This window comes from Amycolatopsis sp. CA-161197, assembly GCF_050942255.1.
Classification (GTDB): Bacteria; Actinomycetota; Actinomycetes; order Mycobacteriales; family Pseudonocardiaceae; genus Amycolatopsis.
In genome coordinates, this window is sequence record NZ_CP192059.1 from 2,113,419 (window position 1) to 2,134,401 (window position 20,983).

18 protein-coding genes and 1 riboswitch are annotated in these 20,983 nt (G+C 70.6%); of the genes, 14 read left to right on the plus strand and 4 right to left on the minus strand.

Annotated elements, in window-relative coordinates; all coding sequences use genetic code 11:
* Nucleotides 1–104: 104 nt before the first annotated feature.
* From ACQPXB_RS10195 to ACQPXB_RS10245, 11 genes are all read left to right on the plus strand, one after another.
* Nucleotides 105–1,472, plus strand: a complete 1,368-nt coding sequence (locus ACQPXB_RS10195) for a glutamine synthetase family protein (RefSeq protein WP_366580662.1) — start codon at nt 105–107, stop codon at nt 1,470–1,472.
* The gene (locus ACQPXB_RS10200) at nt 1,453–2,184 is read left to right on the plus strand and encodes a gamma-glutamyl-gamma-aminobutyrate hydrolase family protein (protein ID WP_432851093.1); all 732 of its coding nucleotides are present in this window, start codon (nt 1,453–1,455) and stop codon (nt 2,182–2,184) included. Before ACQPXB_RS10195 ends, ACQPXB_RS10200 begins: the two co-directional genes overlap by 20 nt.
* The gene (locus tag ACQPXB_RS10205; protein WP_432851095.1) at nt 2,181–3,548 is read left to right on the plus strand and encodes an aldehyde dehydrogenase family protein; all 1,368 of its coding nucleotides are present in this window, start codon (nt 2,181–2,183) and stop codon (nt 3,546–3,548) included. Before ACQPXB_RS10200 ends, ACQPXB_RS10205 begins: the two co-directional genes overlap by 4 nt.
* A 5-nt stretch (nt 3,549–3,553) precedes the next feature.
* A complete protein-coding gene (locus ACQPXB_RS10210; protein WP_366580668.1) occupies nt 3,554–4,321 on the plus strand; it encodes a 3-oxoacyl-ACP reductase in 768 nt (255 codons plus the stop codon).
* Nucleotides 4,322–4,454: 133 nt separating this feature from the next.
* Nucleotides 4,455–4,922: a hypothetical protein gene (locus ACQPXB_RS10215; RefSeq protein ID WP_432851097.1), complete on the plus strand. Its 468-nt coding sequence runs from the start codon at nt 4,455–4,457 to the stop codon at nt 4,920–4,922.
* Between the two features lie 62 nt (nt 4,923–4,984).
* Nucleotides 4,985–5,078, plus strand: a riboswitch (glycine riboswitch).
* A gap of 138 nt (nt 5,079–5,216) precedes the next feature.
* Nucleotides 5,217–8,048, plus strand: coding sequence for an aminomethyl-transferring glycine dehydrogenase (gene gcvP, locus ACQPXB_RS10220; protein WP_432856521.1), 2,832 nt, complete (start codon nt 5,217–5,219; stop codon nt 8,046–8,048).
* A gap of 7 nt (nt 8,049–8,055) precedes the next feature.
* Nucleotides 8,056–9,162: a glycine cleavage system aminomethyltransferase GcvT gene (gene gcvT / locus ACQPXB_RS10225; RefSeq protein ID WP_386948369.1), complete on the plus strand. Its 1,107-nt coding sequence runs from the start codon at nt 8,056–8,058 to the stop codon at nt 9,160–9,162.
* Nucleotides 9,163–9,176: 14 nt separating this feature from the next.
* Nucleotides 9,177–9,554 (plus strand): glycine cleavage system protein GcvH, encoded by a 378-nt coding sequence (gene gcvH, locus ACQPXB_RS10230; protein ID WP_360606771.1) that lies wholly within the window; start codon nt 9,177–9,179, stop codon nt 9,552–9,554.
* Nucleotides 9,555–10,829, plus strand: a complete 1,275-nt coding sequence (gene glyA / locus ACQPXB_RS10235) for a serine hydroxymethyltransferase (protein ID WP_432851100.1) — start codon at nt 9,555–9,557, stop codon at nt 10,827–10,829.
* Nucleotides 10,826–11,830 carry a lipoyl synthase gene (lipA, locus tag ACQPXB_RS10240; RefSeq protein ID WP_432851102.1) on the plus strand — a complete coding sequence of 335 codons (1,005 nt, stop codon included), beginning with the start codon at nt 10,826–10,828 and terminating at the stop codon, nt 11,828–11,830. Before glyA ends, lipA begins: the two co-directional genes overlap by 4 nt.
* Nucleotides 11,831–11,847: 17 nt before the next feature.
* Nucleotides 11,848–13,218, plus strand: coding sequence for an L-serine ammonia-lyase (locus ACQPXB_RS10245; protein WP_432851104.1), 1,371 nt, complete (start codon nt 11,848–11,850; stop codon nt 13,216–13,218).
* Between the two features lie 922 nt (nt 13,219–14,140).
* Here the strand turns inward: ACQPXB_RS10245 and ACQPXB_RS10250 are convergent.
* Both ACQPXB_RS10250 and ACQPXB_RS10255 read right to left on the minus strand, forming a co-directional pair.
* On the minus strand, nt 14,141–14,356 hold the full coding sequence (locus ACQPXB_RS10250; protein ID WP_366580681.1) for a hypothetical protein: 216 nt from the start codon (nt 14,354–14,356) through the stop codon (nt 14,141–14,143).
* On the minus strand, nt 14,353–14,952 hold the full coding sequence (locus ACQPXB_RS10255; protein ID WP_366580683.1) for an ArsR/SmtB family transcription factor: 600 nt from the start codon (nt 14,950–14,952) through the stop codon (nt 14,353–14,355). The genes ACQPXB_RS10250 and ACQPXB_RS10255 overlap by 4 nt, the downstream gene beginning before the upstream one ends.
* 85 nt (nt 14,953–15,037) lie before the next feature.
* On the opposite strand from ACQPXB_RS10255, the gene ACQPXB_RS10260 reads away from it, so the two are divergent.
* Both ACQPXB_RS10260 and ACQPXB_RS10265 read left to right on the plus strand, forming a co-directional pair.
* Nucleotides 15,038–15,745: a FadR/GntR family transcriptional regulator gene (locus ACQPXB_RS10260; protein WP_432856524.1), complete on the plus strand. Its 708-nt coding sequence runs from the start codon at nt 15,038–15,040 to the stop codon at nt 15,743–15,745.
* Between the two features lie 61 nt (nt 15,746–15,806).
* Nucleotides 15,807–17,774 carry a transglycosylase domain-containing protein gene (locus ACQPXB_RS10265; RefSeq protein ID WP_386948353.1) on the plus strand — a complete coding sequence of 656 codons (1,968 nt, stop codon included), beginning with the start codon at nt 15,807–15,809 and terminating at the stop codon, nt 17,772–17,774.
* A 35-nt stretch (nt 17,775–17,809) separates the two neighbouring features.
* On the opposite strand, the gene ACQPXB_RS10270 is transcribed toward ACQPXB_RS10265, so the two are convergent.
* Nucleotides 17,810–18,466 (minus strand): O-methyltransferase, encoded by a 657-nt coding sequence (locus ACQPXB_RS10270; protein ID WP_366580687.1) that lies wholly within the window; start codon nt 18,464–18,466, stop codon nt 17,810–17,812.
* A gap of 224 nt (nt 18,467–18,690) precedes the next feature.
* A complete protein-coding gene (locus ACQPXB_RS10275; RefSeq protein ID WP_366580689.1) occupies nt 18,691–19,518 on the minus strand; it encodes an ABC transporter ATP-binding protein in 828 nt (275 codons plus the stop codon).
* A gap of 126 nt (nt 19,519–19,644) precedes the next feature.
* On the opposite strand from ACQPXB_RS10275, the gene ACQPXB_RS10280 reads away from it, so the two are divergent.
* On the plus strand, nt 19,645–20,982 hold the full coding sequence (locus tag ACQPXB_RS10280) for a PLP-dependent aminotransferase family protein (RefSeq protein WP_386948346.1): 1,338 nt from the start codon (nt 19,645–19,647) through the stop codon (nt 20,980–20,982).
* Nucleotide 20,983: the final 1 nt, after the last annotated feature.

A 20,983-nucleotide genomic window follows, 5' to 3' on the forward strand; every position in this document is an offset into this window, starting at 1 on the left:
TACTCAAAGGGCCCCAAGAATACCTTTGACCGGATTGACCGCGCGAGCACCGGCCGGTAGGAAGAACCCGCAAAGGATCCCTTCCAAACCTTTGGGGCGGTGCCATGGTTGGCAGGCGAGGGTTGCTCACGCTCGACGCGCTCCGTGAGCGGGTCGCGGCGGGCACGATCGACACGGTGCTGGTCGCGATCACCGACATGCAGGGCCGGCTCCAGGGCAAACGCTGCTCGGCCGAGTACTTCCTCGAAGAGGTCGTCGGCCACGCCACCGAGGCGTGCAACTACCTGCTCGCCGTCGACGTCGACATGAACACGGTCGACGGGTACGCCATCTCGAGCTGGGACGCGGGCTACGGCGACTTCGTGCTGCGCCCCGACTTCACCACCCTGCGCCTCGTCCCGTGGCAGGAGGGCACGGCGCTGGTGCTCGCCGACGTCGAGCGCGTGGACGGCGGCGGGCCCGTCGCGGTGTCGCCGCGACAGGTGCTGCGGCGACAGCTGGAGCGTCTCGAAGACCGGAACCTGCAGGCGTTCGTGGGCACCGAGCTCGAGTTCATCGTGTTCGACGACAGCTACGAAGCCGCGTGGGACAAGCGTTACCAGGGCATCAAGCCGTCGAACCAGTACAACGTGGACTACTCGATGCTCGGCACCGCGCGCGTCGAGCCGCTGCTGCGCCGCATCCGCAACGAGATGGCGGGCGCCGGCCTGTACCCCGAGTCGGCCAAGGGCGAGTGCAACCCCGGCCAGCAGGAGATCGCGTTCCGCTACGCGGAGGCGCTCACCACGTGCGACAACCACAGCGTCTACAAGAACGGCGCCAAGGAGATCGCCGCGCAGGAGGGCAAGAGCCTCACGTTCATGGCGAAGTACAACGAGCGCGAAGGCAACTCCTGCCACATCCACCTCAGCCTGCGCGGCACCGACGGCAACGCGGTCCTGCCCGGCGACGGCGACCACGGCTTCTCGAAGCTCATGGAGCACTTCCTCGCCGGCCAGCTGGCCGCGCTGCGCGAGCTGACCTACTTCTTCGCCCCGAACATCAACTCCTACAAACGGTTCGTGCGCGGCAGTTTCGCCCCGACGGCCGTCGCGTGGGGCACGGACAACCGCACGTGCGCGCTGCGCGTGGTGGGTCACGGCGACTCGCTGCGCGTGGAGAACCGCGTGCCGGGCGGCGACGTGAACCCGTACCTCGCCGTCGCCGCGCTGATCGCCGCCGGCCTGCACGGCATCGAGAACGAGCTGCCCCTGGAGCCCGAGTTCGCGGGCAACGCGTACGGGTCCGACAAGCCGACCGTGCCCACCACCTTGGGTGAAGCCGCGGACGTGCTGGCGGGCAGCCGCATCGCGCGCGAGGCCTTCGGCGACGATGTGGTGGACCACTACCTCAACGCCGCCCGCGTGGAGCGGGAGGCGTTCGAGAAGGCCGTGACCGATTGGGAGCTCATCCGTGGCTTCGAACGTCTCTGAGCACAAACCCGTCATCGGGCTCACCACCTACGTCGAGCAGGCCAAGTTCCTCGCGTGGGACACGGAAGCCACGCTGCTGCACCGCGTTTACACCGACTGCGTGGTGGCCGCCGGCGGGATTCCCGTGCTGCTGCCGCCCTTGACCGACGCGTACGCGAGCCTCGTCGACCGCGTGGACGGGCTCGTGCTCACCGGTGGCGCCGACGTCGAGCCGGGGAAGTACGGTGCCGAGCCCCACCCCGCCACGTACACGCGCCCGGCCCGCGACGCCTTCGAGTTCGGCCTGTTCGAGGCGGCCCGCGCGGCGCGCAAACCCGTGCTCGGCGTGTGCCGCGGGCTGCAGGTGATCAGCGTCGCCCTCGGCGGCACCCTCACCCAGCACCTGCCCGAGTCTCTCGGCGACACCGCGCACCAGCCGGCGCCCGCGACGTTCGGCACCAGCAGCATCACCCTCGTCGACGGCACGCGCGCCGCCGCGTTGCTCGGGCCCGAGACGAAGGGCCACTGCTACCACCACCAGGCCATCGACCGGCTCGGCGAAGGCCTGGTCGCATCCGGGCACGCCGCCGACGGCACCGTCGAGGCGGCCGAGCTGCCCGGCGGCGAGTTCGTGCTCGGGGTGCAGTGGCATCCCGAGCAGGACACCGATGACGTGCGCCTGTTCCGGGCCTTGGTCGTGGCAGCACTCGAAGCAGCAGAGGAGCGCAAGTGACGCAGACGTTCGACGTGATCAACCCCGCCACCGAGCAGGTGGTGCGGTCGGTCGCGCTCACGAGCGCCGAAGAGACCGACGCGGCGATCGCCCGCGCCCACGCCGCGTTCGGAGCCTGGCGGGCCGTCGCCCCCGGCGATCGCGCGCGACTGCTGCGCCGCTTCGCCGACGCCGTCGAGGCCGACCTCGAGAACCTCGCGCGCCTCGAGGTGACCAACTCCGGCCACACGATCGGCAACGCGCGATGGGAAGCAGGCAACGTCCGCGACGTCCTGAACTACTACTCCGCGGCGCCGGAACGCCTGATCGGGCAACAGATCCCGGTGCCCGGAGGAGTGAACGTGACCTTCCACGAGCCGCTCGGCGTGGTCGGCGTGATCGTGCCCTGGAACTTCCCGATGCCCATCGCGGGCTGGGGCTTCGCGCCGGCGCTCGCGGCCGGCAACACCGTGGTGCTCAAGCCCGCGGAGCTCACGCCGCTCACCGCGATCCGCCTCGGCGAGCTCGCGCGCGAGGCAGGCATCCCCGAGGACGTGTTCCAGGTCCTGCCGGGCAAGGGTTCGGTGGTGGGGCAGCGGTTCGTGGACCACGCGCTGGTGCGCAAGGTCGTCTTCACCGGCTCCACCGAGGTCGGCAAGCAGATCATGGCCGGCTGCGCGGCGCAGGTGAAGCGCGTGACGCTGGAGCTGGGCGGCAAGAACGCCAACGTCGTGTTCGCCGACGCCGACCTGGAGAAGGCCGCCGCGACGGCGCCGTACGGGGTGTTCGACAACGCCGGCCAGGACTGCTGCGCGCGTTCGCTGATCCTGGTGCAGCGCAGCGTCCACGAGCGGTTCATGGAGCTGCTGGAGCCGGCCGTGCAGGGCGTGGTCGTCGGCGATCCCGGTGAGGATGCCACGGAGATGGGCCCGCTGATCTCCGCCGCGCACCACGCGAAGGTCTCGTCGTACGTCACTGACGCGACACCTGTTGCGTTTCGCGGCAGCGCGCCCGAGGGGCCGGGTTACTGGTTCGCGCCCACCGTCGTCACGCCGGCGAGCCTCGCCGACCCGCTGGCCGCCGACGAGATCTTCGGCCCGGTCGTGGCCGTGGTCCCGTTCGACGACGAGGCCGACGCCATCCGCATGGCCAACCACACCGACTACGGCCTCTCCGGATCGATCTGGACACGCGACGTCGGGCGGGCCTTCCGCGTCGCGCGCGGGGTGGAGTCGGGGAACCTTTCGGTGAACTCGCACTCGTCGGTGCGGTACTGGACCCCGTTCGGCGGGTTCAAGCAGTCGGGTCTCGGCCGTGAGCTGGGGCCGGACGCGTCGACGGCCTTCACCGAGACGAAGAACGTTTTCCTGAGCACGGAGGATTGAGAGAGATGGTGCAGCGTTTCGACGGCCGTGTCGCCGTGATCACGGGCGGGGCCAGCGGCATCGGCCTCGCGTCGGCGCGCCGGCTGGCGAGCGAGGGCGCGAAGGTCGTGATCGGCGACCTCACGCCCGAGCAGGGCAAGGCGGCGGCCGACGAGGTCGGGGGCCTGTTCGTGCAGGCCGACGTGACCGACCCCGAGCAGGTGGAGGCCCTGTTCCAGACGGCTGTGGACCAGTTCGGCGCGGTCGACGTGGCGTTCAACAACGCCGGCATCTCGCCGCCCGAGGACGACTCGATCCTCACCACGGACTTCGAGGCGTGGGAGCGCGTGCAGCGCGTGAACCTGACCTCGGTGTACCTGTGCTGCAAGGCCGCGCTGCCGCACATGCAGCGTCAGGGCAAGGGCTCGATCATCAACACGGCGTCGTTCGTGGCCGTGATGGGCGCGGCGACCTCGCAGATCTCCTACACCGCGTCGAAGGGCGGGGTGCTCGCGATGAGCCGCGAGCTGGGCGTGCAGTTCGCTCGGGAGAACATCCGCGTCAACGCGCTGTGCCCGGGGCCGGTGAACACGCCGCTGCTGAAGGAGCTCTTCGCGAAGGACCCGGAACGTGCCGCGCGGCGGCTGGTGCACGTGCCCGTCGGCCGGTTCGCCGAGCCGGAGGAGATCGCAGCCGCGGTGGCCTTCCTGGCCAGTGACGACGCCAGCTTCATCACCGCGTCGCAGTTCCTCGTGGACGGTGGCATTTCGGGCGCGTACGTCACTCCACTTTAGGAACTCGGGCACAACGTTTCACCGGGACGGGTTGATCTTCCGCCTGTTCCGGTGGCGACGCCCCCCGTCCGGTTTCGCGGTGGGTAGACCGGAACCGTGGCGACCGGTCCGGTCGCCGGTCCGGGAGGGTGCCATGCCGATCCGTGAAGCGTCTCCGATGCTGCAGGAGGTCGCCGACCTCTGCGACCTGTGCCGGACGCGGTGCGAAAAGGCGCTGGCGCGGCGAGCCGAACCCGGCAGCGAGCTGGCCACGATGGGACCGGTGATGCTCGCGGCGGCGTCGATGTCACGGCTGTGCGCCGACACGCTGGACCGGTGCTCCGGCATGGCCGCCGAGGTCGCGATGGTCCGCATGTCGGTGAAGTCGATGTGCGGCGAGGCCGCGCGGTTGCTGTCGCTGTGCGCCCAGTCCTGCCTCGGAACCGGCGACGACGAGCTGCGCGACCTGGCCGTGCTGCTCACTCGCTGTGCCGACCTGTGCGCGCTGCTGGCCGGTCCGTCGAAGATCACGAAGGTCCCCGTGACGCTTCCCTCGCAGACCCGTCACCTGCGCACCTTCTCCCCGCGGCTCGGCGGGTGTGGCGTGAACCGTCCGAGGTAGACTGGCGCGCAAAGCGGCAGGTAACGTGGCCGCCAGCACACAAACATGAATACCGGGCCGTTCGAGCAGGAGCGGGAGAGCCCCCATGAGACCGGTGGGGCACCGAAGGAGCAAACTCCCCGGAATCTCTCAGGTACCCACTACCGCTTCGCGCGAGGCCACTCTGGAAAGCAGGCGCACCCGCGCCTCACCCAAGGTGAAAGCCGCGCTGCGCGGTGAAACTCTCAGGTGCCCATGACAGAGGGGGAGTTCCCAGCGCACCGCTGCGCCCGGTGCCCGGCCCGAGGAGCTCCCATCACCTCCACACCGTTCGACGCCCGCCACATCGGCCCCGCTGAGGCCGAGCGGGCCAAGATGCTCGCCGAATGCGGTTACGGAAGCCTGGACGCCCTCGTGGAGGCGGCCGTCCCGTCCGCCATCCGCACCACCGGTGACCTGGATCTGCCCGAGGCCGCGTCCGAAGAGGAAGCCACCGCCGAGCTGCGCGCGCTCGCGGCGCTCAACCGCCCGATGACGCAGATGATCGGCCTCGGCTACTCCGACACCGTCACGCCGGGCGTGATCCGCCGCAACGTGCTCGAGAACCCCGCGTGGTACACCGCCTACACGCCGTACCAGCCGGAGATCTCGCAGGGCCGGCTCGAAGCGCTGCTGAACTTCCAGACGATGGTCGCCGACCTCACCGGCCTGACCACGGCCAACGCGTCGATGCTCGACGAGTCGACCGCCGTCGCCGAGGCCATGACGCTGATGCGCCGCTCGTCGAAGTCGAAGTCCAATGTGATCGTCCTCGACGCCGAATGCCTGCCGCAGACCATCGCCGTCGTGCGCACGCGAGCCGCCGCGCTGGGCATCGACGTGCAGGTGCGCGACCTGCTCACCGGGCTGCCCGAGGAGTTCTTCGGCGTCGTCGTGCAGTACCCCGGCGCATCCGGTGTGCTGCGGGGCCGCGGCTTCTACCATGCCATTTCCGAGGCCGCGAAGGCCGCGGGCGCCCTGTACACGGTGGCTGCCGACCTGCTCGCGCTCACGCTGATCACCTCGCCGGGCGAGTTCGGCGCCGACGTCGCCGCGGGTTCGACGCAGCGCTTCGGTGTGCCGCTGGGCTACGGCGGCCCGCACGCGGGTTACCTGGCCGTGCGCGCCGGGCTCGAGCGTTCGCTGCCGGGCCGCCTGGTGGGCGTGTCCGTGGACGCCGACGGCAACATGGCCTACCGGCTCGCGCTGCAGACGCGCGAGCAGCACATCCGCCGTGAGAAGGCGACGTCGAACATCTGCACCGCGCAGGTGCTGCCGGCCGTGCTCGCCGCGATGTACGCCGTGTACCACGGCCCGGACGGCCTGAAGGCCATCGCGACCCGCGTGCACGAGCTGGCGGCGGGCTTCGCCGCAGCGCTGCGCGAAGGTGGCGTGGAGGTCGTGCACGAGGCGTTCTTCGACACGGTCGTCGCGCACGTTCCCGGCCGCGCCGCCGAGGTTCACGCGGCCGCGCGCGAGGCGGGCATCAACCTCGGGCACGTCGACGCCGACCATGTGCGTGTGGCCTGCGACGAGGTCACCCGGCCGGACATCCTCGCGCAGGTGCTGCGCGCGTTCGGCGTGGACGCCGAGTGGGCCACCGCCACCGCGCTGCCGAGCGGCATCGTGCGCGAGAGCGGCTTCATGGCCCACGAGGTGTTCAGCACGCACCGCTCCGAGACGTCGATGCTGCGTTACCTGCGCAAGCTCGCCGACCTGGACTACGCGCTCGACCGCGGCATGATCCCGCTGGGCTCGTGCACGATGAAGCTCAACGCCACCACCGAGATGGAGCCGATCAGCTGGCGCGAGTTCGCGGGCATCCACCCGTTCGCACCGGCCGAGGACGCCGAGGGCTACCACCGGCTCGTGGCCCAGCTGTCGGGCTGGCTCGCCGAGGTGACCGGCTACGACCAGGTTTCCCTGCAGCCCAACGCCGGCAGCCAGGGTGAGCTCGCCGGTCTGCTCGCCATCCGCGGCTACCACCACGCCAACGGCCAGCCCGAGCGCGACGTCTGCCTGATCCCGTCGTCCGCGCACGGCACCAACGCGGCCTCGGCCGTGCTCGCCGGCATGCGCGTGGTCGTGGTGAAGTGCACCGACGAGGGCAACGTCGACCTCGAAGACCTGCAGGCCAAGGTCGACGCGAACCGCGAGACGCTCGCGGCGATCATGGTCACCTACCCGTCCACGCACGGCGTGTACGAGCACGGCATCGAGCGGCTCGCCAAGATCGTGCACGACGGCGGTGGCCAGGTGTACGTCGACGGCGCGAACCTCAACGCGCTGCTGGGCCTGGCGAAGCCGGGTGAGTTCGGCGGCGACGTGTCGCACCTGAACCTGCACAAGACGTTCTGCATCCCCCACGGCGGTGGCGGCCCCGGCGTCGGCCCGGTCGCGGTGCGCGCGCACCTCGCGCCGTACCTGCCGAACCACCCGCTGCTCGACGCGGCGGGCCCGGCCACCGGCGTCGGCCCGATCAGCGGCGCGCCCTACGGCTCGGCGTCGATCCTGCCGATCTCGTGGGCGTACGTGCGCATGATGGGCGCGCCCGGCCTCACGGCGGCCACGAAGGTCGCGGTGCTCGCGGCCAACTACGTCGCCGCCCGCCTGTCGCCGCACTACCCGGTGCTCTACACCGGACAGGACGGCCTGGTCGCGCACGAGTGCATCCTCGACCTGCGCGGCATCACCAAGGACACCGGCGTGACCGTTGACGACGTCGCGAAGCGGCTCATCGACTACGGCTTCCACGCGCCGACGATGTCGTTCCCGGTCGCGGGCACGCTCATGGTGGAGCCCACCGAGAGCGAGGACCTCGGCGAGATCGACCGCTTCTGCGCCGCCATGATCGCCATCCGCCATGAGATCGACCAGGTCGCCTCCGGGCGCTGGACCGCGGAGACGAGCCCGCTGCGCGCCGCCCCGCACACGGCGGAGACGCTGGTGGGCGAGTGGACGCACGACTACGACCGTGAGCTGGCCGTGTACCCGGCGGGTGTGTCGCGCAAGAACAAGTACTGGCCGCCGGTGCGCCGGATCGACGGGGCGCGCGGAGACCGCAACCTCGTCTGCTCCTGCCCGCCCCTCAACGCGTACGAAGGCTGAGCGCCCCGTGGTTGAAACGAATGCAGCTAAAGAGACCTCACTGCACGCCGTCCACAAGGGACTGGGCGCGCTGTTCACCGACTTCGCGGGCTGGTCGATGCCGGTCCGCTACGCCAGTGAGCTGGCCGAGCACAAGGCCGTGCGCGAGGCGGCCGGGCTGTTCGACCTGTCGCACATGGCCGAGATCCACGTCCGCGGCGCGCAGGCCGCCGACGTGCTCGACTACGCGCTGGTCGGCAACCTCACCGGCGTGAAGCCGGGCCGCGCCCGCTACACGATGATCTGCGACGCCGACGGCGGCGTGCTCGACGACCTGGTCGTCTACCGGCTGGCCGACGAGGAGTACCTGGTCGTGGCCAACGCCGGCAACGCCGACGTGGTCGCCGAGGCGCTGGCCGAGCGCGTGGCCGGGTTCGACGCCGTGGTGGAGAACCGGTCCGCCGACACGGCGCTGATCGCCGTGCAGGGCCCGCGCGCGGTCGACGTGCTGGCAGCGGTGACCGACGCGGACCTGGGCGCGCTCAAGTACTACGCGAGCGTGCCCGCCGTGGTGAAGGGGCACGACGTGCTCCTGGCCCGCACGGGGTACACGGGTGAGGACGGCTTCGAACTGTTCGTGCCCGCCGCCGAGGCGCCGGCGTTGTGGCGGGCGCTGACCGACGCCGGTGAGGCGTTCGGGCTCGTGCCGTGTGGGCTGGCGTGCCGCGACACGCTGCGGCTCGAGGCCGGGATGCCGTTGTACGGCAACGAGCTCACGCGGGAGCTCAACCCGTTCGCCGCCGGCCTGGGGCGCGTGGTGAAGTTCGAGAAGCCGGGCGACTTCGTGGGCCGGGCCGCGCTGGCGGAGCTGGCCAAGGCCGACGTTCCGCGGGTGCGTGTCGGGCTGCGGGCCACCGGACGCCGCGCGCCGAGGCACGGGTACAACGTGGTCTCCGACGGCGTTTCGGTGGGCGAAGTGACCAGTGGTGCGCTTTCGCCGACGCTGGGTTACCCCATCGCGATGGCGTACGTCGATCGGGCGTACGCCGAGCCTGGTACGAAGCTTTCCGTCGACATCAGGGGCAGGATCGAGCCCGTGGAGGTCGTCGCCCTGCCCTTCTACTCCCGAGCCTGAGAGGCCCGTTTACCGTGAGCATCCCCCAGAACCTGTCCTACACCAAGGAACACGAGTGGCTGTCGGTCGTCGACGGCGTCGCGACCGTGGGCATCACCGCCTTCGCCGCCGAGTCGCTCGGTGACATCGTGTTCGTGCAGCTGCCCGCCGTGGGCGGCACGGTGACCGCGGGCGAGGTGTTCGGCGAGGTCGAGTCGACGAAGTCCGTGAGTGAGCTGTACTCGCCGGTGAGCGGCGAGGTCGTCGAGGTGAACGAGACCACATCGGACACCCCCGAGATCGTGAACTCCGACCCCTACACCGAAGGATGGCTCCTGAAGGTGCGGCTCACGGGCGACGTCCCGGAGCTGCTCGACGCCGCCGCGTACGCCGCGCTCACCCAGGAGAACTGAATGACGACTTTCGACGCCCACCTGTCCGATGTGGACCCCGAGGTCGCCGCCGCGGTGGCCGCGGAGCTGGACCGTCAGCAGTCGACGCTGGAGATGATCGCGTCGGAGAACTTCGCGCCTGTCGGTGTGCTCGAGGCGCAGGGTTCGGTGCTGACCAACAAGTACGCGGAGGGCTACCCCGGCCGCCGCTACTACGGTGGCTGCGAGTACGTCGACGTCGTCGAGCAGCTGGCGATCGACCGCGCGAAGGCGCTGTTCGGCGCCGAGCACGCCAACGTGCAGCCGCACTCGGGCGCCCAGGCCAACGCGGCGGCGATGTTCGCCGTGCTGAAGCCGGGCGACACGATCCTCGGCCTCGACCTGGCCCACGGCGGCCACCTCACGCACGGGATGAAGATCAACTTCTCGGGCAAGCTCTACAACGTCGTCGCCTACCACGTCGACAAAGAGACCGGGATCGTCGACCTCGCCGAGATCGAGCGGCTGGCCGTGGAGCACCAGCCGAAGCTGATCATCGCGGGCTGGTCGGCCTACCCGCGTCAGCTCGACTTCGCGGAGTTCCGCCGGATCGCCGACCTGGTCGACGCTCGCCTGATGGTGGACATGGCGCACTTCGCGGGCCTGGTGGCCGCGGGGCTGCACCCGTCGCCGGTGCCGCACGCGGACATCGTCACCACGACCACGCACAAGACGCTGGGCGGCCCGCGCGGCGGCCTGATCCTGTGCCGTGAGGAGCTGGCGAAGAAGATCAACTCGGCGGTGTTCCCCGGCCAGCAGGGTGGGCCGCTGGAGCACGTGATCGCGGCCAAGGCCGTGGCGTTGAAGATCGCGGCGAGCGACGAGTTCCGCGAGCGGCAGGAGCGGACCCTCGAAGGTTCGCGGATCCTGGCCGACCGGCTGTCGCGTTCGGACTGCGCCGAGGCGGGCGTGCGCGTGCTGACCGGTGGCACCGACGTGCACCTGGTGCTCGTGGACCTCGTGCAGTCCGCTTTGGACGGTCAGCAGGCCGAGGACCGGCTGCACTCCGTGGGGATCACCGTGAACCGCAACGCGGTCCCGTTCGACCCGCGGCCGCCGATGATCACCTCCGGCCTGCGCATCGGCACGCCGGCGCTGGCCACACGCGGGTTCGGCGCGGAGGACTTCGCCGAGGTCGCCGACGTGATCGCCGAAGCGCTGAAGCCGGACTTCGACGAGTCCGTGGCGCAGACGCTGCGCGGGCGCGTGGAGCTGCTGGCGAAGAAGCACCCGCTGTACTCGGACCTGTCGCGATGAGCGCGCAGCCCGAGGGGCGGAAGTTGCTGCGGCTGGAGGTCCGCAACAGCGAGACGCCGATTGAGAAGAAGCCGTCGTGGATCAGGACGAAGGTGCGGATGGGGCCGGAGTTCACCGAGCTGAAGGGCTTGGTGCGGCGGGAGGGTCTGCACACTGTCTGCGAGGAGGCGGGCTGTCCCAATATCTACGAGTGCTGGGAAGACCGTGAGGCGACGTTCCTGATCGGTGGGGACCAGTGCACGCGCCGGTGTGACTTCTGCCAGATCGATACCGGCAAGCCCGCCGAGCTGGACCGCACTGAGCCGCGCAAGGTGGCGGAGTCGGTGCAGGCGATGGGTTTGCGGTACTCGACGGTCACGGGTGTCGCGCGCGACGACCTCGACGACGGCGGGGCCTGGCTGTATGCGGAGACGGTGCGGCAGATCCACGAGCTGAACCCGGGCACCGGTGTCGAGCTGCTCATCCCGGACTTCAACGCGGATCCTGCGCAGCTGGCCGAGGTGTTCGGGTCACGGCCGGAGGTCCTGGCGCACAACGTGGAGACGGTGCCGCGGATCTTCAAGCGCATCCGCCCCGGGTTCCGCTACGCCCGTTCGCTGGAAGTCATCACGAAGGCCCGTGAGGCCGGGTTGGTGACGAAGTCGAACCTGATCCTCGGGATGGGTGAGACGCCCGACGAGGTCGAGCCGGCGATGCGGGATCTGTTCGAGGCGGGTTGCGAGATCCTGACGATCACGCAGTACCTGCGTCCCTCGCCGCGGCATCATCCGGTGGACCGGTGGGTGAAGCCGGAGGAGTTCGTGGAGCATTCCCAGGCGGCCGAGGCGCTCGGGTTCAGTGGCGTGATGGCGGGACCGCTCGTGCGCTCGTCCTACCGCGCCGGACGCCTCTACGCGCAGACCAAGGCCCACCGCGGCGAGGAGCTGCCGGAGAACCTCGCGCACCTGGCCGAACAGGGCCCGGCGGCGCAGGAAGCCAGCTCACTGCTGGCCAGGCACTAGAGGGAAGGGGCGGGTCAATGGCGATCAGCGTCTTCGATCTGTTCTCCATCGGCATCGGGCCGTCGAGCTCCCACACGGTCGGCCCGATGCGGGCCGCGCGGACCTTTGTGGACGGTCTCGTCGACGAGGGGCTGCTGGACCGCGTCACGCGGGTGCAGGCGGCGCTGTTCGGCTCGCTCGGAGCGACGGGGTTCGGGCACGGCAGTGACAAGGCCGTGCTGCTGGGGTTGTCGGGGGAACGTCCGGAGTCGGTCGACACGGAGACGGTGCCTTCGCGGGTCGCCGATATACGGGCGTCGGGGCGGTTGCTGCTGGGCGGCGTGCGGGAGATCGCGTTCGACGAGGATGTCGACTTGACGATGCACCGGCGCAAGTCGCTGCCGGCGCACCCGAACGGGATGGTGTTCCGGGCCTTCGCCGGTGATTCGGAGCTGCGGTCGCGGACGTACTACTCCGTGGGCGGCGGTTTCGTGCGCGACGAGTCGTACGAGACGGACGCGGTGTTCGTCGAGGACTCGACGCCGGTGCCCTACCCGTTCCGCACGGGCGCCGACCTGCTCGGCCACTGCGCGGCGACGGGGCTGCCGATCAGCGAGATCATGCTGGCCAACGAGCTGTCGTGGCGTTCCGCCGCTGAGGTTCGGGCCGGGCTGTTGGAGATCTGGGACGTGATGGCCGCGTGCGTCTCGGCCGGCATCGCCCACGAGGGCGTGCTCCCGGGCGGCCTGAAGGTCCCGCGGCGCGCCAAGGCGTTGCACGACAAGCTGATCGCCGAGGACGGCGTCGGGGATCCGTTGTACGCCATGGACTGGGTCAGCCTGTACGCGCTGGCGGTCAACGAGGAGAACGCCGCCGGCGGGCGTGTGGTCACGGCGCCGACGAACGGTGCCGCGGGGATCATTCCCGCCGTGCTGCACTACTACCAGCGGTTCATCCGCGGCTCCTCGGACGATGGCATCGTGACCTTCCTCCTGACGGCCGGCGCTCTGGGCTCGATCTTGAAGCAGACGGGCTCCATCTCGGGCGCGGAGGTCGGCTGCCAGGGCGAAGTCGGCTCGGCCTCGGCCATGGCGGCGGCCGGGCTGACCGAGGTACTCGGCGGCTCGCCGGCCCAGGTGGAGAACGCCGCCGAGATCGGCGTCGAGCACCACCTGGGTCTGACCTGCGACCCGGTCGGCGGGCTGGTGCAGATCCCGTGCATCGAACGCAACGCCGTCGGCGCCTCGAAGGCCATCCACGCCGCCCGCATGGCCATGCGCGGCGACGGCAGCCACGTGGTCACGCTGGACAAGGCCATCAAAACCATGCGCGAGACCGGCGCCGACATGTCGGTGAAGTACAAGGAAACCGCCCGCGGCGGGCTGGCGGTGAACGTCATCGAGTGCTGAGGCGCTCGGGGTGTGGTATTGGGGTGGGACCGTTCGGAGGGTGAACGGTCCCATCTTGCTTTTTCGGTCACTGCTCGCAGTTGCCGCTCGCGAGTGGTCCTTTCGCTGGGCGAAGGGCCCCGCCGAGCTGGCGCGAGTGTGGTGCGTCGCGGGTCTGGCACCCACGGACCTTTCGCTGGGCGAACGGTCTCACTGCGCTGGCGCGAGTGGTGGTGGTTGGTGGCTGGCGCCCGCGAGCCTTTCGCAGGGCGAACGGTCCCATGTTGCGTTTCGGGGTCACTGGCTGGGCTGTTCGCGCTGAGGTCGTAGTCGGCTTGCCGTGCGAGCGGTCCTTTCACTGCGCGAAGGGGCCCGCTGGCGTGAGCCGTTGTGGGCCGTGGGTCTGACGCTCATGCGCCTTTCGCCGGGCGAACGGTTGCATGCTGCTGGTGTGGCCATTCGATGGTGGTGGGGCCTTCGCAAGACGAACCGTCCCATCGTGTTGGTGTTTGCGGTGGATCCGGTGGGCACAGGCGTCTTCGCTGGGCGAAGGGTCCCGAGTCGCTCGACGTGGGTACGGCGGGAGCGGCAGAGAAGGTGGGATGGTCTCTTCGCTGGGCGAAGGGTTCCGTCGCGACCGGGGGAGGCGGCGTGCGTGGGTGTGGGGACCTTCGTTGAGCGACGGGTTCCGCTCGCACCAATGTGAGTGGTGGCGCGTGGTGGGTCTTGTCCGCAAATGCCTTGCGCTTCGCGAAGGGTCCCGCCGCGGCTGGGTGGTCGTCGGTGGGGTCGTGGGTTGTGTACGGCGGGTCATTCGCTGGGCGAATGGACCTGTCGTGCGGGGAAGGCGCAAGGCCGAGCGCAGGGCGGATAGTTGCTTGGCGGACTGGCGCCCGAGCGAGGATTCGGAAGTCCTTAGTGGACCAAAGCCCGAACAGGATCCTCAAGCCGGCAAGGTGATCTGCGGCCCCTGACCCCGGTTGGTCACCAGACGCAGGCCCGTGTGGACCAGTAGCCAGCCGAGGCGCTGGCGGGCGGTGGTGGCGGCGGCGGGCAGGGTGCGAGCCGCGGCGGTGGCGGTGCGGTGGTGGGACGCCGCAGCGCGGAGTTCGGACTGGCGTGCGGCGACGAAGTGCTCCGTGAAGTGGTGCGGAATCATGGCGTCCCCAGGGTGTCGGTGGGTTCTTCGGGGTGGGCGGTACGCGGGAAGGCGGCCCAGTGGGTGACGACGGTGTCGTCGCCGGGGCGGCCAGGGCGGCGGTAGCGGTTGACCACGGCGGTGATCTCGTCGCTCATCCGGCGGGTTTCTTCGGGGGTCAGGGAGAGGTGTTCGCTGGTCATGGTGGCGTTGTGTTCCCACCGGTCCAGCCAACGGGGTAGCTCGGCGACGAACTGCGCTTCCTCCTGGTGGCGCTGCACGACCAGCTGGTGCAGCACCGTCGCGATCGGGCCGGCCAGCTCCGGGTCGCGGACGAAGTCGCCGGTGCGGATGGTGGTGTAGTCCTGGGCGGCCTTCCACCAGCGTTCGCGCTTCGAGCCCCGGTCGGGGTCCTCCGCGACGAGGCCGGCGTCGGCGAGCTGGCGCAGGTGCCAGGACGTGGTGCCGGAGCTCTCGCCGACGCGCTTGCCCAGGCCGGTGGCCGTGGCGGGGCCGTCCTGTTCCAGCAGGCCGAGCAGCCGCATCCGCAGCGGGTGGGCGAGCGCGCGCAGGGTGCGTGCGTCGAGGATCCGTTCGGTGCGGTCGGAAGAGCTCATGGGACACAAACTACACCGCAGAGGATTATTTGCAAAGACGTCTCTGCAATCGACCGGGCTTAGACTCGCCCTCGTGGAGACGTCGGTGGCTAGCGCGAACGAGGCGCTGTTCCGGCCGGTGCGCGCGGGCAACGCGTTCGAGGAGACCGTCGAACGCCTGCTGCAGGCCATCCGCCTCGGCGTGGTCGGCGCGGGGGAGCGGCTGCCCTCGGAGCGCGAGCTGGCCGAGCGCCTCGGCGTGAGCCGGGTGACGCTCAGGGAGGCCATCCGCGCGCTGGCCGACGCGGGTTACGTGGAGTCACGACGAGGGCGTTACGGCGGCACGTTCGTGAACGAGAACCTGCCCGAACCCGCGCAGAGCAAACCCAGCGAAATCGACGCAGCCGCCTTCGAAGACGCGCTGTGCCTGCGTCACGTGCTCGAGACCGGCGCCGCCGAGGCGGCCGCCGCGCGGACGCTCAGCCCGGCCGACCGGCAGCACCTCAAGACCACGCTCGCCGAGGCCGCGGCCGCCGACCTCGTCGACTACCGGCGCAAGGACTCGCGCCTGCACCTCGCGATCGCCGAGGTCACGGCGTCGAGCTCGCTCACCACGGCGATGGCCGACGCCCGCACGCGCGTGAACCAGCTGCTCGACCGCATCCCGCTGATCGAGCCGAACCTGGAGCATTCCAACGCCCAGCACGAGGCGATCGTCGACGCCATCCTCGCCGGCGATCCCGTGGCCGCGCGCCACGCGATGGCCGAGCACATCGAGGGCACGGCTTCGCTGCTGCGTGCCTTCCTGTCGTGACCCGCCGTGAATTTCTCACCGAACCGCACAACCTTTTCACCCGTCCGGCCGTCGTCCCATCGTGCGACCCGACACGGATGCCGAGACGGATGGAGCCACCAGCAGTGTCACGAACGAGCAGCCCGACGATCCCCGTGCCCGTCGCCGCCGCCGGTGGCGCAAGATCAGGCGCATCGCGTACTGCTGCTTCGGCGTCTTCGTCGGCCTGCCGCTGATCGCGTTCTGGGTCGCCTACCTGCTGATGGACGTCCGCAGCCCGCAGGACGTGCTCGCCTCGCTCGACAAGACCGTGGAGCTGAAGTACTCCGACGGCAGCGAGCTGCTCAAGGTGCTGCCGGCCGACGGCGACCGCTCCTTCGTGCCCTACGACAAGGTGCCCGCGAAGCTGCGTGACGCGATCATCGCCACCGAAGACCCGACGTTCTGGGACAACGCGGGCTTCGATCCCACCGGGATCGGCCGCGCGTTCCTCACCGGCGTCGGCGGCGGTTCGGGGATCACCCAGCAGTACATCAAGAAATCGACCGGCGACGACGACGCGACGCTCGGGCGCAAGCTGCAGGAGCTGGTGCTCGCCACGAAAATCACGCAGCAGCAGAGCAAGGAACAGATCTTCACCAGCTACGTGAACATCATCTCCTTCGGCCGCGGCACCTTCGGCCCGGCCGCGGCGATGAACGCGTTCTTCGGCCGTCCGCTCGACGACTCCATGACCTGGAGTGAAGCCGCGTTCCTGGCCGGGATGATCCAGTCGCCGTCGGTGCACGACCCGGCCGTTTCGGGCGACGCGCACGCGGCGAAACGCTGGACGTACGTGCGCGACAAGCTCGTGCAACGCGGTTACGTCAAACCCGCGGACGCCGCCGCGATGGCCTATCCCGGCAAGGAAATCCTGCCGCCGTCGGAGACCCGCGCGAGCGTGACCTACGACGAGTACCACGTGAAGCAGCAGGTGCTCAGCGAGCTCGAACAGGACGGGTTCTCGCTTTCCCGTCTGCAGCAAGGGAATCTGGTCGTGCAGACCACGCTCGACCGCAAGGCGCAGGCGTCCGCGCGCTCGACTCTGGCCGACCGCCTGAAGGGCGAGCCGAAGGAGTTCCGCGGCGCGCTCGTGTCGGTCGATCCGGCGACGGGGGCGGTGCGCGCGTACGACGGCGGCGACAACGGCGTCCGCGACTACGCCGGCACGGAACACGCGGCGGGTTCGGCGTTCTACCCGTTCACGCTCACCGCGGGCCTGCGCGCCGGTGTCTCGCCCGACGAACCGGTGGCCGCGCCGGGCACGATCGACTTCCTCGGGGAGAACTTCGAGTACCCGCGCAAGTGCCCGTCCACCTGCACCTTGCGCACAGCCATGACCTCGGGCGCCGACACGCCGTACATCGGGCTGGCCAAACGCGTCGGCGCCGACGCGGTGAGCGCGGCGGCGCGCGATGCCGGCATCCCGGAGGCGGTCGACGGCTCGCCGACCCTGCGCGAGAAGGACGGGTTCCTGATCGGTTCGGGCATCGCAGTCGGGCGGTATCCGTTGCGGCCCTTGGACTTGGCCGGCGCGTACGGGACTTTCGCGGCCGACGGCATGCGCGTGGCGCCACACCTCGTGGACAAGGTGCTCACCCAGGACGGCAGCGTCGTGTGGCAGCACGACAACGAGCCGCACCCCGCGTTCTCCGACGACGCCGGCGTGAGCGCGAAGATCGCCGCCGAGGTGACGAACGTGCTGCAGACGTTCCTGCCCGACGGCCGCCCCGCCGCCCTGCGCACGGGCGAGTTCCAGCACGGCAACTCGTCGGACAACCAGGACGCCTGGGCGATCGGCTACACCCCACAGCTGGCCACGGCCGTCTGGGTCGGCTCCGACGACGAGCGGCGGCTGTTCGACGCGCAGGGCAAGAAGCTGATGGGCTCGACCGTGCCCGCGGACATCTGGCGGACGTTCATGGTGCAGGCCGAGCAGGGGAAGCCGATCGAGGGTGGGGTCGAGCCGCGGTTCGCCCCGCCCCTGGCGAAGGAGACGCCGGGGCGCTGATCGTCCGTGGCGGGTGCCGTCGGCGGACGATCAGGTCAGCGCACGCGGGCGAGGACGAAACCGTCGTAACCCTTGTCGCCCACCGTCTGGATGGCAGTCGCTTCGAGCCGGTCGTCGCCGGTGAGGGCCGCGAACATCTCGCGCACGCCCCGCACGGACGGGTCGGTGCTGGCGGCTTCGAGCACGGCCCCGTCGCGGACGACGTTGTCGACTACGATCGTGGTGCCCGGCCGCGACAGCCGCACGGCTTCGGCGACGTAGGGCGCGAGGTTGGCCTTGTCGGCGTCGATGAAGACGAAGTCGAACGGACCGGTCAGCGTGGGCAGGGTGTCGAGCGCGGCGCCGACGCGGATGTCGGCCACCTCGGGCCCGAAGCCGGCGCGGTCGAGGTTCGCGCGCGCCACGGCGGCGTGCTTCGGTTCGTATTCGCAGGTCACCAGTGTGCCGCCGGGCGGCAGGGCGCGGGCGAGCCAGATCGTGCTGTAGCCGCCGAGCGTGCCGATCTCGAGGATCGAGCGCGCGCCGGCGGTGAGGGCCAGCAGGTGAAGCAGCTTGCCCTGCGTGGGCGACACGGCGATGGCCGGCAGGCCCGCCGCACCCGACTCGGCGAGGGCGGCGTCGAGCACCGGGTCGGCGGGGATCAGGGCTTCGGCCAGGTAGTCGTCGACTGCGGTCCAGAGTTCGCGGGTCATGGCACCTCCGGCACCAATCTAACCGAGGGTGGGGTGTGTGGTCGCGACGTAGAAATCGGTGGTGCCGCGGCCGGTTCTCCGGCGGCCACCTGTCGCGGCGATGGCCTCAGCCGGCCGCCCGCCTGCCTGTGCTCGACATCGTTCGGCCGGAAGAGCGCGTCTCCGGCCCGAGAGGAACAACACCGAGCAAGCGGCGCGCCGAACTGCTCGCCCGGGCCGGACGACTACGCGGCGCGCCGGCCCGCCTTCGGGATCACCAGCGGGGTGCCGGTTTCGGGGCAGGGCATGACGCGGCACGGCAGTTCGAAGATCTTCTCCACGTTGTCCTCCGTCACGACCTCCTCCGGGGTGCCGGTGGCGAGGACCTGGCCGTCGCGCATGGCGATCATGTGGGTGGCGTAGCGGGCGGCGTGGTTGAGGTCGTGGAGCACGGCGACCAGCGTGCGGCCCTGGTCGGCGTGCAGCTGGGCGCAGAGGTCGAGGATGTCCATCTGGTGCGCGATGTCGAGGTAGGTCGTGGGTTCGTCCAGCAGCAGCAGGTCGGTCTGCTGGGCGAGGGCCATCGCCATCCACACGCGCTGGCGCTGCCCGCCGGACAGCTCGTCGACGAGGCGCTCGGCCAGGTCCGAGACGCCGGTGGCGGCCATGGACTCGGCGACCACGGCGGCGTCGTCGCGGGACCACTGGCGCAGCAGGCGCTGGTGGGGGTAGCGGCCGCGGGAGACGAGGTCGGCGACGGTGATGCCGTCGGGCGCGACGGAGCTCTGCGGCAGCAGGCCGAGGCGGCGCGCGACCTCCTTGGCGCCGTAGCTGGAGATCACCGAGCCGTCGAGGTAGACGGAGCCCTTGCGGGGCTTGAGCATCCGCGCGAGCGCGCGCAGGAGCGTGGTCTTGCCGCACGCGTTGGGGCCGACGATGACCGTGAACGACTTGTCCGGGATGACCACGCCGAGGTCTTCGGCGACGGTGCGCCCGTCGTAGGCCAGGGTCAGCGCCTCGGCGTGCAGACGGGGTTCGGTCAGGCTCGGTGCTTCCGCGATCGTCTGGTCCACACAGGTTAGGCTAACCTAGTGACCCTCATTCGGGGAGTTCCCTGGGTCGCATTCGCCGAACGTGACCAGCCGGTGTCATCATGCGGACGGGGTTCTCTGCGGTTCACGGCGTAAGCGAAGGTGACGATGGACGACTACCGGGTCGTCGCGGACGAGCTCGCCGCCGACATCGAAGCGGGCCGGCTGAGGCCGGGCGACCGCCTCCCGCCGCAACGCAGGTTCGCGCGCGACCGCGGCATCGCCGGCTCCACCGCCGCCCGCGTCTACGGCGAGCTGACCCGCCGCGGCCTGGCCGTCGGGGAGGTCGGCCGGGGCACGTTCGTGCGGGCCGCGCGCCCGGCGCCCGAGCCCGCGCTCGCCGAACCCGGCGACGCGCGCGTGGATCTCGAGCTCAACTTCGCCGTACTGCCGAGCCAATCCGCGAAGCTCGCGTACGCGCTGGAGCCGCTGCTTCGCGCCGACGTGTTCACCGACGCCCTGCACCCCGTCGGCGCCGCGGGGACGAAAGCGGTGCGGGAAGCCGCGGCCGGGATGGTGTCCCGCGGTGGCTGGACACCCGACCCGGCGACGATCCTGGTGACGGGCAACGGCCGCCAGGGCATCGCGGCGGCGATCTCCGCGTTCGTCCCGCTGGGGGAGCGGCTCGCGGTCGAAGCGCTGACTTACCCGGTGGTGAAAGCGCTGGCCACGCGGCTGGGCGCCGAGCTGGTGCCCATCGAAACCGACGCCGACGGCCTCGTCCCGGCCGCGCTCGAAGCCGCCCACGCAGCGGCGCCCGTGCGCGCGTTGTACGTGCAGCCGACGCTCCACAACCCCCTCGGGCCGACGATGCCGCCCACGCGCCGCGCCGAGCTGGCGGACACCGTGCGGCGCCTCGACCTGCCGGTGATCGAGGACGGCATCTACACGTTCCTGCGCCCGGACGTCGAACCGCTGGCCGCACTCGCGCCCGAGCGCACGGTGTTCGTCGACAGCCTGTCGAAACGGGTGGCGCCCGGTCTCACCGCGGGGTTCGTGGTGGCGCCGTCGGCCTGGACCGCGCGGCTCGCGGGCGCCGTCCGTTCGGGTGGCTGGGGTTCGACGCGGTTCGCGATGGAGGCCGCCACGCGCTGGATCACCGGCGGCGCGCTGGCCGAGGTCGAGACCGCGAAACGCGCCGACGCGGCCGAACGCGCCGCCATCCTCGACGAGCGTCTCGCCGGGTTCGCGGTCGTCGGCGATCCGGCGGCGTACCACCGCTGGTGGGAGCTGCCGGAGCAGTGGCGTGCGGAGACGTTCGTGGCTGCGGCCGCCCGGCACGGCATCGCGTTGTCGCCGGCGGCCTCGTTCGCGGTGCTGCCGGGTCACGCCCCGAACGCCGTGCGGCTCGCGGTTTCCGCGCCCCCCAAGGAAACCCTCGCGGCCGCGCTCGAGGTCCTCGCGACGCTGGCGGCCGGCTCGCCCGACGACACGCTGCTGGACTGAA